The organism is uncultured Streptococcus sp., from assembly GCF_905372115.1.
Lineage (GTDB): Bacteria > Bacillota > Bacilli > Lactobacillales > Streptococcaceae > Streptococcus.
Window position 1 is genome coordinate 1 of the sequence record NZ_CAJPNR010000056.1, and the last position, 12,962, is coordinate 12,962.

A 12,962-nucleotide genomic window follows, 5' to 3' on the forward strand; every position below is an offset into this window, starting at 1 on the left:
GGTATAATGAAGGAGTTATATAGTCCCGATAAGGTGGTAGGAAACTTCTATCAGTACTTTGTAACTCGCAAACAATGACGGCTCCAAAAGTCGCACGTCATTCTACGGTTGCCGCTATTCTGCGGTCAACCTATGCGTCTTACTAGCTTCAGAAATAAAAAGGTATTGTTTTTATTTCTTTCGCGTCGTAACTCGCAGGTGACAAGATTTTCATTATTTTGGAGTTTGTTTATTTGTTTAATATTTTTTAAGGGGGGACATTTCTATGTCAGAACGTAAACTTTTCACGTCTGAGTCTGTATCGGAGGGACATCCTGATAAGATTGCAGACCAAATTTCCGATGCTATTTTGGATGCTGTCTTGAGTCAGGATCCAGATGCCCATGTGGCTGCTGAAACAGCCGTTTATACGGGCTCGGTTCATGTTTTTGGTGAGATTTCGACCACAGCTTATGTGGATATCAATCGTGTGGTTCGTGATACCATTGCAGAAATTGGCTACACCAATACAGAGTATGGCTTTTCAGCAGAGACGGTCGGTGTTCATCCATCTTTGGTGGAGCAGTCGCCAGATATCGCTCAGGGTGTCAATGAAGCCTTGGAAGTTCGCGGGAATGCAGATCAAGATCCATTGGACTTGATTGGTGCTGGCGACCAGGGGCTTATGTTTGGCTTTGCTGTGGATGAAACGCCAGAGCTCATGCCGCTTCCTATCTCGCTCAGTCACAAGCTAGTCCGTCGATTGGCGGAATTGCGCAAATCAGGAGAGATTGCCTATCTGCGTCCAGATGCTAAGTCTCAGGTGACCGTTGAGTATGATGAAAATGACCAGCCTGTGCGCGTGGATACGGTAGTTATTTCGACCCAGCATGACCCAGAAGTGACTAATGAAGAGATTCATCATGATGTGATTGAAAAGGTAATTAAAGCAGTTATTCCAGCCCAGTATTTGGATGGTAAGACGAAATTCTTCATCAATCCAACCGGTCGCTTTGTAATTGGCGGCCCGCAAGGTGACTCTGGCTTGACTGGACGTAAGATTATTGTGGATACTTACGGCGGTTATGCTCGTCACGGTGGCGGTGCCTTCTCTGGTAAGGATGCAACCAAGGTTGACCGCTCAGCTTCATACGCAGCTCGCTACATCGCTAAAAACATCGTTGCGGCAGGACTTGCTAAGAAAGCGGAAGTGCAGTTAGCCTATGCCATTGGTGTGGCTCAGCCGGTTTCTGTACGCATCGATACTTTTGGAACTGGAGCAGTTGCAGAAAGCAAGCTGCAGGAAGCAGTTCGTCAGATTTTTGATCTGCGTCCAGCCGGTATCATTCAAATGCTGGATCTGAAACGTCCAATCTACCGTCAGACAGCAGCTTATGGTCACATGGGTAGGACAGACATTGACCTACCTTGGGAAAAGTTGGATAAGGTAGAAGCATTGAAAGCAGCAGTGCAGTAAGATGATAGTTCTCAATCGTAATGATTGGGAACTTTTCTATTTTCTAAAGAAAAAGTCATTTCTATACAGGCAACTTTTAAAAGGCAAGCAGTCTAGACTTGCGATTCTCTCATTTTTTGCAATACTGTTTTTTCTGAAAAATTATTGAAAAAGCCATTTTCCCTTGTTTCATTTTAATTTCAATTGTCTTATTTATCTAAAAGTATAGGAAATTTCCCGAATCTGTGGTATAATAAATGGCAATACCTTGAAAGAGCTTTATTTAAACATGAAAAAAATTGTAATACATGGTGGTCGCCCCTTAAAAGGAGAGGTGACTATTAATGGTGCTAAAAACAGTGTTGTTGCCTTGATTCCGGCTGTGATTCTGGCGGATGATATTGTAACATTGGATGGTGTTCCGGATATTTCGGACGTGGATAGTCTGATTGATATTATGATTGCCATGGGGGCTAGTGTTACTCGCTCTGAGGACAGTCTGACGATTGATCCGCGCGGTATCCAAAACGTCCCTATGCCTTATGGAAAGATCAACAGTCTAAGAGCTTCCTATTATTTCTATGGCAGCTTGCTTGGTCGCTATGGTGAAGCAACGGTAGGTCTGCCTGGTGGTTGTGACTTGGGGCCGCGTCCTATTGACTTGCATCTTAAGGCTTTTGAAGCCATGGGGGCTAAGATGACCATGGACGGCAACTACATGAACCTATCTACAGGAGGCCAGCCGCTTAAGGGCACTAGTATTTATATGGATACGGTCAGCGTGGGTGCTACCATCAACACGATGTTGGCTGCTGTCAAGGCCAAAGGTCGGACTATTATTGAAAATGCAGCGCGGGAGCCAGAAATCATTGATGTGGCAACTCTCTTGAACAATATGGGAGCGCACATCCGAGGAGCAGGAACTGATATTATCACGATTGAGGGGGTTCTACACCTCCATGGAACTCGTCATCAAGTAATTCCAGACCGTATCGAGGCAGGAACTTATATCGCCCTTGCTGCAGCTATTGGTCAAGGAATTCAGATTAATAATGTCCTTTATGAACATTTGGAGAGTTTTATTGCCAAGCTTGAGGAAATGGGTGTTCGGATGACGGTTTCTGAAGACAGCATTTTTGTCGAAGAGCAGCAAACTCTGAGAGCTATAAACATTAAGACTTCTCCTTATCCAGGCTTTGCAACTGACCTACAACAGCCTATTACTCCGCTCTTGCTGACGGCTAATGGCCACGGTAAAATCACGGACACCATCTATGAGAAACGGGTTAACCATGTGGCGGAGCTGGCTAAGATGGCAGGCAAAATTTCGACCAGCAGTGATCAGATTGTCTATGAGGGACCAAATCAACTGCAGGGAGCTCAGGTCAAGGCGACCGATTTACGAGCAGGAGCTGCCTTGGTTATTGCAGGTTTGATGGCTCAAGGAAAGACAGAGATTACTAATATCGAGTTTATCCTGCGCGGCTATTCTAATATTATTGAAAAATTAACAAGTCTGGGTGCAGATATCCAGCTGATAGAAGAATAAGCGTTTTTCGCTTATTTTTTGTAGAGGTAGCAGATGAATTTATGGACACATTTGGCGGCCTGTTCATTTATTGAGACGGAGCATGCTTTTTTGCGGCCCATTGTCTTTGAAGATGCGGGGGCCCTATATAAGATTGCGTCCAATCCGGAAAATACTCAGTTCATTTTTCCGACAGAAGCAAGCCTAGAGGAAAGTGAATACGTCATTGCCAATTTCTTTATGAAAAATCCTCTGGGGATTTGGGCCATTTGTCACAAGGAAACGCAGGAAATGATTGGCTCTGTCAAGTTTGAAAAGATGGACGAGATTAAAAAAGAGGCTGAGTTAGGCTATTTTCTGCGGCAAGACTACTGGGGACAAGGGCTGATGACAGAAATTGTTCGAGAAATTGCTTTTCTATCTTTTACCCGCTTTGACTTTAAACGTATTAGCATTATCACTCATGCAGAGAACCTAGCTAGTCAAAAGGTAGCTCAAAAATCTGGCTTCAGCCTCTACCGGCAGTTTAAAGGAAGTGACCGGTACACGAGGAAGATGCGAGATTATCTGGAGTACCGTTATGAGAGAGGAGATTTTAATGAGTAAGCATCAGGAAATTTTAACCTATCTTGAAAATCTTCCAATCGGCAAGAGGGTCAGTGTCCGCAGTATTTCAAACTATCTGGGAGTCAGCGATGGGACGGCCTATCGAGCTATCAAGGAAGCGGAGAACCGCGGTATTGTTGAGACTAGGCCTCGGAGTGGTACGGTTCGGGTCAAGTCCAAGAAAGTGGTCTTGGAGCATCTGACCTACAAGGAAATCGTTGATATTACTGGCTCAGAAGTATTGGCCGGAGAAGACGGTCTGGAAAAAGAGTTTAATAAGTTCTCCATCGGAGCCATGACGGAGCAGAATATCCTGCGCTATCTGACAGAGGGCGGTCTCCTGATTGTCGGAGACCGGACGAAAATTCAGCTCTTGGCTCTGGAAAATGAGAATGCGGTGTTGGTTACTGGAGGTTTTGAAGTCAGCTCGGAAGTTCTGAAGATGGCTAATCTGCTCAATATACCGGTTCTCAGGACCAAGCACGATACCTATACCGTTGCAACCATGATTAATCGGGCCCTGTCCAATATGCAGATCAAGACCGATATTTTAACAGTGGAGCAGGTCTATCGCTCCAGCCACGAGTATGGCTTCTTGCATGATACTGATACTGTTCGTGACTATTTGGACTTGGTTCGTCGCAATCGTGCCAGCCGGTTTCCGGTTATCAACCAGCAGCAGATGCTGGTAGGAGTAGTAACCATGCGAGACGCGGGGGATAAGTCTCCTCTGACAACCTTGGACAAGGTCATGACGAAAAACGTCTTTATGACAGGCTTATCTGCCAATATTGCTAATATCAGTCAGCGCATGATTGCAGAAGATTTTGAAATGATACCAGTGGTTCGCAGCAACCAGACCTTGCTAGGTGTGATTACGCGGCGGGACATTATGGAAAAAATGAGCCGTTCTCAGATTTCCAGCCTGCCGACTTTCAGTGAGCAAGTGGGACAGAAGATTAGCCGTCAGGATGATTTGTTTTCCTTCACCGTTGAGCCATTTATGCTGGAGCAAAATGGTGTGCTGGCCAACGGTGTGCTGACAGAAATTTTGACTCGGATTACCCAGCAGCTCATGGTCAACAGCGGCCGCAGCTTGATAATCGATCAGCTGATGATTTATTTCTTTCAGGCGGTTCAGATTGATGACCTGCTGCATATCCAGCCGCGCATTATCCGTCAGACTAGGCGGACAGCTATTATTGACTTTGAGATGTATCTGGAAGCGATGCTGGTTGCCAAAGCGACGATTACAGTGAAAATTAATTAAGAAGAGGAATTTAGAGAAAGAATGATTACTTTAAAATCACAGCGTGAAATTGACTTGATGGACAAGAGTGGAGATTTTCTGGCTTCGGTCCATATTGGTTTGAGAGACTTGATTAAGCCAGGAATTGACATGTGGGACATCGAAGAGTATGTCCGCAAGCGTTGTAAAGAAGACAATGTGCTGCCTCTGCAAATTGGTGTTGAAGGCTCTATCATGGACTATCCTTATGCGACTTGCTGCTCTCTTAATGACGAAGTGGCCCATGCCTTTCCTCGTCATCAGAAGCTGGTAGAAGGTGATGTCATCAGCGTTGATATGGTGGTTGGCTTGGTCGATAAGGCAGAGCTGGATGTGTCCAAGCTAGATTTTGACAATATAGCACAGATGAAGCAGCATACAGAGAGCTTCCGAGGCGGTGTGGCAGACTCTTGCTGGACCTATGCAGTAGGGAAGATTAGCCCAGAGGCTCAGCAGCTGATGGATGTGACCAAAAAATGTCTCTACCGTGGAATTGCGGCAGCTAAGGTTGGCAATCGTATCGGTGACATTGGCGCAGCAATTCAGGAATATGCTGAAAGTCATGGCTATGGCGTTGTGCGGGATTTGGTGGGGCACGGTGTTGGCCCAACCATGCATGAGGAGCCTATGGTGCCGCATTACGGTCGAGCAGGACGCGGCTTGCGCTTGCGTGAGGGAATGGTTCTGACTATCGAGCCCATGATCAATACAGGTACCTGGGAAATTGATACGGACTTTGAGACCGGCTGGGCACATAAAACGCTGGATGGCGGCCTATCCTGTCAGTATGAGCATCAGTTTGTCATTACAAAAGATGGTCCTGTCATTCTGACCAGCCAGGGAGAAGAAGGGACTTATTAGAAATCAAAGGCTGGGCAGTTGTCTCAGCTTTTTTTGAAGGAGAAGAGAGTGAAGAAATTATTTAGTAAGGTTCGGGAAAATCAGTTTTTAAGAGAATTTTTCCGTTTTTATAAAGAGGCAGATAGTGAGCTGAGCAGCGTTGCAGTTGCTTATTATTGGCTGATTTCCGTTTTTCCCTTGCTCTTAATTGTGGTGAATATTTTGCCTTATTTTCACATTCCGGTGACGGATTTTCTGACAGCTATCAAGGACATGCTGCCAGAGACTTTATATGATGTTGTAGCAAAAGTCATGCGTGAAGTGCTGACCCAGCCTTCGACTGGCCTGCTGAGTTTCTCAGTCTTGTCGGCTCTTTGGACTTTTTCCAAGTCCATGAATTTCCTGCAAATTGCCTTTAACAAAGCCTATGGGGTAGCCAAGAGCCGGGGGGTGATTTCTCATCGCGTCATGAGTCTCTTTGTGAGTCTAGGTCTGCAGATTCTCTTTGCCTTGGCCCTCTTTCTGTCCATGTTTGGCCATATGTCGCTTGATTTCCTCCGTACTTATTGGAAGCTAGATAACCAGCTTTATCAACACTTGCAGCATTTTACGGAGCCATTGATTTACGCCTTACTCTTTGCGGTTTTGGTCATGTTCTATTATTTCCTGCCTAACGTGAAAATCAACAAAAAACGCTATGTTCTGCCTGGCAGCGCCTTTGTGCTCCTGACCATTCTGGCTTTACTGAATATCTTTTCTGTTTACATGGATAATTATTTAAATCACCTAGTTGATGTCCGCTTTTTTAGCTCCATTATTATGGTTGTGATGATGTTTTGGTTTATCATGATTGCTAAAATTTTGATTGTTGGCGCAGTGCTCAATGCCAGTATCCAGAGCTATTGTGAGTCAGGGGTTCAAGTTGAAAGCACAGGACGTTTTACTTTCAAGAAGAAAGAGCAGGATGACGAAGACTAATGTTGTTTTAGAGTGGAAAAGGATAAATAAGTATGAAAAGTAAAAAAATAACAAAATGGAAGAGTATTTTGATCACTCTGCTCTTGCTTCTAGGATTTGTAGGCTATTATATCTGGGATAATTGTCAAAAGGCACAATTTCAAGAAAATTATGGTCAATATACCTACTATGTTCCTGAGTATAGACCGAATTATAAATTTTTTGAAGGAAAAAAGGCTTTATTTTATAATTGGGAGCTTGTAGACTCGGAAGAAATGCAGAAAATGGCAACAGTTAAGTCAGAAGCAAGTAAGTTTACTAGTGTAAGGGAATTTAGTTATGGCTATTTTGTAAATAACTATATGAAGCTGAAGAATAATCCAGAGCAAGGGCTATATGATTTTAATCGGAATGTACCAGAAAAAGGAGAATATTGGAGGTTGGCTGTTTATAAACTGGTGGGAGAAAAACTAGAAAGAAAAGAATTTGATATTTTTAAGATGGTGCGTTCTTTTGATGATAATCTTGTTCCTTCTGAAATAGACTCAAGGAGTAAGCGTATCTATGACCAGTGTTGGTTTAAATGATACGTATCCTCGCAAAAATCTTAAAAAAACAGTCCTTGGTCAAGATTATCCCGAATTGCACAAGATTTTGCAAGGTTATGATTCTCGTGTAGCTTTCTTGAATGAAGAACCTGATATCAAGTTGGTTCAGAAGGTTGCTGAACTCTTCTTTCCGCCAGGGACTAATGTATTTGAGAACGTGACTATCCCAGCTAAATATTCAGTAGATGGGCGGGAACATGTCATTAATTCAGCGGAAGAATTACAAAAATACTATAAGGAAGGAGAAAACTAGAAAAAGACATTTTTGCCAAATTTAAAGAGGATTTTCCTCTTTTTTCTTTTCAGCTATTTTTATTGCATTTGCAACAAAAAGTGGTATAATAGATTCAAATCAAAATTAAAAGGAGGGGATATGTCAGTATTGCGGGAAATTGGGATTATCGCCCGAGCTTTGGATTCCATTGCTAATATTGAGTTCCGTGATATAGAGCTAGCAAGAGGTCAATACCTTTATTTGGTGCGAATCGCGGAGAATCCAGGGATCATCCAAGAGGAGCTGTCGGAGCTTCTCAAGGTGGATCGCTCAACGATTGCCCGCTCTGTCAAGAAGCTAGAGGCCAAGGGCTTGGTCCAGCAGAAGGCAGCCAAGGGCAACAAGAAGAACAAGGAATGGTTTGTGACGGAAAAAGGAGAAAAACTTTATCCTTTGATCCTAGCTGAGAATGACTATTCTGAAGAGACTTCCCTGCAGGGCTTTTCTCAAGCGGAAGTTCAAGCCTTGGAGAAAATGCTGATCCGAGTGCGTGAAAACATCACAGGTGACTGGGAAGCCGTCAAAAAAGGACAAAAAAGAAACTATTAAGATTAAAGAGGTGCATCATGAAAGTTACAGTTGAACATGAATTTTGGCAAGTATTTCCGGAAGGTCAGATTAGTGTTTTAGTGGTTAAGGGACTGGATAATAGTGTGGATGAAAGTAAGGACCCATATTTCAAATCCCTGCTGGATAAGGGAGCGAAACGAGCTGAGGACTTTATCTTAGATGAGAACTTCACTCAAAATGAAGTCATTCAGGAGTGGCGGCAGGCTTTCAGCAAATTCAAGACCAAGAAAGGAGCACGCTCCTCTATCGAAGCTCTGCTCAAGCGGGTTAGTCAGGGGCGGGAATTTCATCCAATCAATCCTTTGGTCGATATATACAACTGTGTCTCGCTGTCTTATGCGGTTCCATGTGGCGGTGAGGATTTGGATAAGATTGTCGGAGGTCTTCATTTAGGAAAAGCCAAGGGTGGGGAAGCCTTTTTCCCGCTGGGCGCTGAGAGTGACGCACCTGCACTGCCAGAAGAAATCATCTACTATGATGAAGAGGGGGCTGTCTGCCGTTGCCTTAACTGGCGAGAAGCCCAGCGGACTATGTTAACAGAGGAGACCAAGGACGCAATCTTAGTTATTGAGGCTATCAATAAAGAGCAAGCAGGACGTGCCCAAGCAGCCATGATAGAACTCCAGACTTTGATTGAGGACTATTTTGGTGTCAAAGGTGAAATCACTCATCTGACGCTTGACAATCCAAGCTTGGAAATCTGAGACTAAAAAAATCTGGATCAGAATTATCTGGTCCAGGTTTGATATTTTAAGGTTGAAGTATCATAGTCAATTAGTTTTTCTTGTTTTCAAAGATAAAGACTTTACTGAAAACATAGTTGAGAACAATAATAAGTACTTGAGAAAAAAGTGACTCGATAGAGTTGATAAGATTGCGGTTATTGTTGACAAATTGCCCGATAATATTAGGATAAGTATCCACTAATAATTTTGCAAGAACGATGTCTAGCAAAAGAGTGCCAGAACGCGCCAGAGCAAATTTAAAAAGTCGCTTTTGCCAACCTTTGCGCTGCTGTTTAAAGACAATGGTATCATTTGTGATAAAGGCAAAAAGTACTGCTGTGACATTAGCAGTAATGGTCGCAAATAATGTCTGTCCTGTAAGAGCGAAGATAAGGAGACGAGTAGTCATATAAACAAGGGTAGCTGCCACACCAAAGAAGAGGTAGGACAGAACCTCATTGTCAAAGAATTTTTTGATTAAAGTTTTCATAAAGATAGTCTATCATATTTCTAGGATTTATGCTATACTAGTTGGGTTGCCAAATCTGTGGGGGAATCAACTAATGATGCTCCACTCATGGGGCGCAACCCTTGGCGCTTAGCTTCTTTCGCCAAGCATATTACACGCGGTAAAGCCGCTAAAGGAGAAAACATGAAACAAGAAAAACTGACAGTTCGTGATTTGGCTCAGATTGCCATTGTTGCTGCCATTTATGTAGCTCTTACGATTACGCCCCCTTTAAATGCTATTAGCTATGGTGCTTACCAGTTCAGAATTTCTGAAATGATGAACTTTATGGCTTTTTATAATCGGAAGTATATCATGGGTGTGACCATTGGTTGTATGATTGCCAATCTCTATAGTTTTGGAATCGTTGATGTCTTTGTTGGTGGCGGATCCACCTTAGTCTTCCTGTCACTGGGTGTCTATCTTTTCAGTCGCTATAAGAATCAATATCTGATTAAAGGCTTGATTCGTTTGGATCATTTCTATTTTGCAGTTTTATTCTCTATTTCGATGGTGACCATTGCTGCAGAATTACATTTCTTGCAAGGCCTGCCATTCTTCCTGACTTGGTTTACAACAGCCATTGGAGAATTTGCTTCCTTGATTGTTGGAGCCATCGTCATTAACCTGATTGCCAGACGAATTGATTTGACAAAATAGGCTTTTTGTGGCTCTGATGTGTGTAAATAGACAGATTGGAAGCATTTGCATATTTTTTTACTTCATGGTATGATAGAAATGTACATTTAGACTAAGATTAGTCTCATTAAACTTCTTGGTAGGGGAGACCATAAAAACAACGCAAGGAGGTTCTGTATGGAACAAAATGAGCAGCTTAGGGAGTATTTGATAATCAAAAAAGAGGCCTATCATTGGCTTCTTTGGTGGGGACTTGCATACCTTATTGGGGTGGCGGGTGTCATTATATTACTATATAATGATTTACCGTCCTACAATAGGTATTTTTCTATTCTCACGATTATTATGCTCCCTATTTGGTTTGTCGGGGCTTTTCCTCTATTTACGGCAAAAAATCAAATAGAAAAAGAGCACCCAGAATTTAAAGCTGTTAAGACCAAAGAGGTCGCGGTGCCTATGTCTATGCGGAAAAAACGTTATCTGATGCTTCTTCCAGCGCTCGCAGTTGTGGCTTTTGTCTTTGTGCAAAGCTATCAGTCGGGCATGGCAGAGAAAGAAAAAAAGGAAATCTACGAGATTATCCAACAGTATCGTAATTAAGGAAGGAGAAGAGTATGGCAAGTGATGAAGAATTGAAAAGCAGGGTAGAAAACCTGAGCGGTGAAAAGAGAAAATATGAGCGGGTGCGAAATAGTATTCGGTCGCATAGTTTGAGTCATATGCGTAGTCTGGATGATATGAACAATTTTATCGATTATTGTGAAAAAATCATCGGCATTGTAGACGGTGAAGAGGGCTATCATTACATCAGCAATCTTTCTGAACATCTCAAAGAAGATGTCAAAACGATGAAAAAATACCGCGACTATGTTCGTGACGCCAATCAGTCATTCGTCAATCTGCACAATCTTTTAGAATCGAAAATCAGTAGCCTTGACAGTCAGATTGATAGTGCTAAATCTGAATACAATGAAGGAAAATGGAATCCTTTCGAAAGAATGTGGTAATTAAGGAGGAGTGTGTATAAATGAATACAAATATCAATGATATTCAAGACCGTTATACGGCTGAGACGGTACAATACGAAAGTAGCAATATTGCTGCGGTGTTGGAAAATCTAAAAGCAGCCGTGACTTTGATAGAGACAACCATTCCTTCTAATATCTCCGCTATGGAAAGCAGTGAGAGCCTCTGGAGCGGAAAGGCTAAGGAGCAATATCTGGGGCTGAAGGATTTTCTCAAACAGTACCAAGGTGATTTTTCTTCTAGCGTGAAGGAGCTGAAAACGGCTGTTGAGGGGCTGGAAACCCTGCTCAATTCAACTTCCCAAGCCAATGTAAAAAAGGAGATTGACAACGGATGAAGACTTTTACTTTGGAGGCGATTTACGCCTTACACATGTTTAACGATTATTCGGATGACCTCTTCTTTCTGCCCCTGCCTAGCGAAGAGGGAAAAACTCGCTTGGAAAATCTGCGCCAGGTTTTAGAAAAAGGCTACGAGGACTTGGGGAAAATGGGCTTGGTGATTGATAACGAGCCGACGGAAGAGTGCGCTTATTACGGCGCTTTTCTGGAGCGTTATCACAAGGCGATTTACCATTGTCAGGTGGACAGCAATTATTTCTGCGCGCAGGAAACCGACAGCAACAAGTGGACGACGACGGTCATCAAGCAGATTGGCGATAATCAATATGTGATTGAAACTTTGCATAGCCTGGTTTTTCTGGCGCATTTGAAAGACATTCATCCGATTTTGAAGGACTTGGAAGAGAAGCGCAAGAACTACGCTTACTACAGCTGGGAACCTTTTTCGGCTTTTCGCTTACAGGCTTACTATGCCGACAATGAAGCCATTCGTTTGCAGACATTTCGGCGCAAGGAGCTGCTGAAAGACAGTCTCTTTTTGGAGGCGCCATCGGGCTTGTATGAGTTTGATGTGGCGCATGAACGCATTCGCTCGGTGGACGGTGAGGAATTACGAGATGAGATTATCCACGATTTGAAAGTGAGGGTGTAATATGGCAGACAAAATTAGTATTGACCTAACGCAGCAGGAACAGCTTTTGCTCCATATCCGAACTATGGTCACTTCAGCAACCCAGCTGAGTACGAAATTAAAAGAAGGAGTTGACGGCTTGCCTGCGCTCACTTCAAAGGGAGAAGTGCATAATCGTATGGTTGGAAATGAGAATCAGCTGATTCGATTTGTCACGAAAGCGCAGACTTTTCAGACTTTGACCGAGGTCATATTTAAGCACACACAGACCACCTATAGCGAATTTATTGATACTGATAAGATACTGGCTATGGACATCGCCAACAGTATTTTATATAGCTCCGAGACTTCTGCTGAGGACAAGCAGGGGATAAAAGACGATCCTAAGGGCTCTGTTGACAAGCTGAAAAAATCTATTCAAGACGAGAATGGTGAAATTCACAAGAATATGAAGGGGACCAAGTCTTCTGATATTATCATCGGTACTGGTGGAGCCTGATAGAGAGGAGTTACAATGGCTAAATATTATACGAATGAACCTGACTTTAAAGAAGGCTCTAAGACGGGTTGGTTTCACAGCAACATCAACTGCGTAAAGGACTTGCTACGCGATATTGATGAAGTGTCAAATAAGGTCAATTCTGAGGGCTTAGCTCATCTCTATGTGGCAACGGGAGAAGCGACTTTGGGGCGTGACATGCCCGTCGGTCCTTTTGAAGATGCGGAGCACCATGCTCTTCATCGCTTGGATGCCTCTAAGAAAGTCCACAAGGAAATCGTCCAAAATATTGACGGGAAATTCTTTGAGGGTTTGGATAATGCTTTGGAGAGTCTCAATAAGGTCAACGAAGGGAAAAACCAGTATAAGAGTAAGTATTTGACTTATACGAAAACCAACACGGCTTACGATGAGTACGGGACTGCGATAGAGTACACCACCACAGAGCACTACAGTATTTCGGATATTGTCAATAGCGACAAAACAC

General features: G+C 43.1%; 15 protein-coding genes, 2 pseudogenes and 1 riboswitch. Of the genes and pseudogenes, 16 read left to right on the forward strand and 1 reads right to left on the reverse strand.

Features of this window, described 5'->3' with window-relative positions; genetic code table 11:
• Nucleotides 1-265 precede the first annotated feature (265 nt).
• From metK to QZ169_RS10630, 9 genes and pseudogenes are all read left to right on the forward strand, one after another.
• The gene (gene metK / locus QZ169_RS10590) at nucleotides 266-1,456 is read left to right on the forward strand and encodes a methionine adenosyltransferase (protein WP_295506926.1); all 1,191 of its coding nucleotides are present in this window, start codon (nucleotides 266-268) and stop codon (nucleotides 1,454-1,456) included.
• Nucleotides 1,457-1,724: 268 nt separating this feature from the next.
• Complete coding sequence (locus QZ169_RS10595) at nucleotides 1,725-2,984, forward strand: UDP-N-acetylglucosamine 1-carboxyvinyltransferase (RefSeq protein ID WP_295506928.1); 1,260 nt, start codon at nucleotides 1,725-1,727, stop codon at nucleotides 2,982-2,984.
• A gap of 33 nt (nucleotides 2,985-3,017) precedes the next feature.
• A complete protein-coding gene (locus tag QZ169_RS10600; RefSeq protein ID WP_124765933.1) occupies nucleotides 3,018-3,569 on the forward strand; it encodes a GNAT family N-acetyltransferase in 552 nt (183 codons plus the stop codon).
• Nucleotides 3,562-4,839 carry a CBS-HotDog domain-containing transcription factor SpxR gene (gene spxR, locus QZ169_RS10605; protein ID WP_009659239.1) on the forward strand — a complete coding sequence of 426 codons (1,278 nt, stop codon included), beginning with the start codon at nucleotides 3,562-3,564 and terminating at the stop codon, nucleotides 4,837-4,839. The genes QZ169_RS10600 and spxR overlap by 8 nt, the downstream gene beginning before the upstream one ends.
• Nucleotides 4,840-4,860: 21 nt before the next feature.
• A complete protein-coding gene (locus QZ169_RS10610) occupies nucleotides 4,861-5,718 on the forward strand; it encodes a methionyl aminopeptidase (RefSeq protein WP_124765931.1) in 858 nt (285 codons plus the stop codon).
• A gap of 33 nt (nucleotides 5,719-5,751) precedes the next feature.
• Complete coding sequence (locus QZ169_RS10615) at nucleotides 5,752-6,675, forward strand: YihY/virulence factor BrkB family protein (protein ID WP_295506942.1); 924 nt, start codon at nucleotides 5,752-5,754, stop codon at nucleotides 6,673-6,675.
• A 32-nt stretch (nucleotides 6,676-6,707) separates the two neighbouring features.
• Nucleotides 6,708-7,515 (forward strand): annotated as a pseudogene (locus tag QZ169_RS10620) (hypothetical protein).
• 120 nt (nucleotides 7,516-7,635) lie between these two features.
• Entirely contained in the window at nucleotides 7,636-8,085 is a 450-nt protein-coding gene (locus tag QZ169_RS10625) for a MarR family winged helix-turn-helix transcriptional regulator (RefSeq protein ID WP_002900018.1), read from the forward strand.
• Between the two features lie 17 nt (nucleotides 8,086-8,102).
• A complete protein-coding gene (locus QZ169_RS10630) occupies nucleotides 8,103-8,810 on the forward strand; it encodes a B3/4 domain-containing protein (RefSeq protein ID WP_295506934.1) in 708 nt (235 codons plus the stop codon).
• 70 nt (nucleotides 8,811-8,880) lie between these two features.
• Here QZ169_RS10630 and QZ169_RS10635 read toward each other — a convergent pair whose 3' ends face one another.
• A complete protein-coding gene (locus QZ169_RS10635) occupies nucleotides 8,881-9,321 on the reverse strand; it encodes a GtrA family protein (protein ID WP_002897269.1) in 441 nt (146 codons plus the stop codon).
• 28 nt (nucleotides 9,322-9,349) lie between these two features.
• A riboswitch (PreQ1 riboswitch) is annotated at nucleotides 9,350-9,486 on the forward strand.
• Between QZ169_RS10635 and QZ169_RS10640 the strand changes: the two genes are divergently transcribed.
• From QZ169_RS10640 to QZ169_RS10670, 7 genes and pseudogenes are all read left to right on the forward strand, one after another.
• The gene (locus QZ169_RS10640) at nucleotides 9,484-9,999 is read left to right on the forward strand and encodes a QueT transporter family protein (protein WP_295506937.1); all 516 of its coding nucleotides are present in this window, start codon (nucleotides 9,484-9,486) and stop codon (nucleotides 9,997-9,999) included. It overlaps the preceding riboswitch by 3 nt.
• 156 nt (nucleotides 10,000-10,155) lie before the next feature.
• Entirely contained in the window at nucleotides 10,156-10,578 is a 423-nt protein-coding gene (locus QZ169_RS10645) for a hypothetical protein (RefSeq protein ID WP_002924158.1), read from the forward strand.
• 14 nt (nucleotides 10,579-10,592) lie between these two features.
• Nucleotides 10,593-10,985 carry a hypothetical protein gene (locus QZ169_RS10650; RefSeq protein WP_002924159.1) on the forward strand — a complete coding sequence of 131 codons (393 nt, stop codon included), beginning with the start codon at nucleotides 10,593-10,595 and terminating at the stop codon, nucleotides 10,983-10,985.
• Between the two features lie 20 nt (nucleotides 10,986-11,005).
• Nucleotides 11,006-11,341: a hypothetical protein gene (locus QZ169_RS10655; RefSeq protein WP_002924160.1), complete on the forward strand. Its 336-nt coding sequence runs from the start codon at nucleotides 11,006-11,008 to the stop codon at nucleotides 11,339-11,341.
• The gene (locus QZ169_RS10660) at nucleotides 11,338-11,997 is read left to right on the forward strand and encodes a hypothetical protein (protein WP_002924161.1); all 660 of its coding nucleotides are present in this window, start codon (nucleotides 11,338-11,340) and stop codon (nucleotides 11,995-11,997) included. The genes QZ169_RS10655 and QZ169_RS10660 overlap by 4 nt, the downstream gene beginning before the upstream one ends.
• Nucleotide 11,998: 1 nt before the next feature.
• Nucleotides 11,999-12,475 carry a hypothetical protein gene (locus tag QZ169_RS10665; RefSeq protein ID WP_002924162.1) on the forward strand — a complete coding sequence of 159 codons (477 nt, stop codon included), beginning with the start codon at nucleotides 11,999-12,001 and terminating at the stop codon, nucleotides 12,473-12,475.
• Nucleotides 12,476-12,490: 15 nt separating this feature from the next.
• Nucleotides 12,491-12,962: pseudogene (locus QZ169_RS10670) on the forward strand (hypothetical protein); the annotation flags it as partial.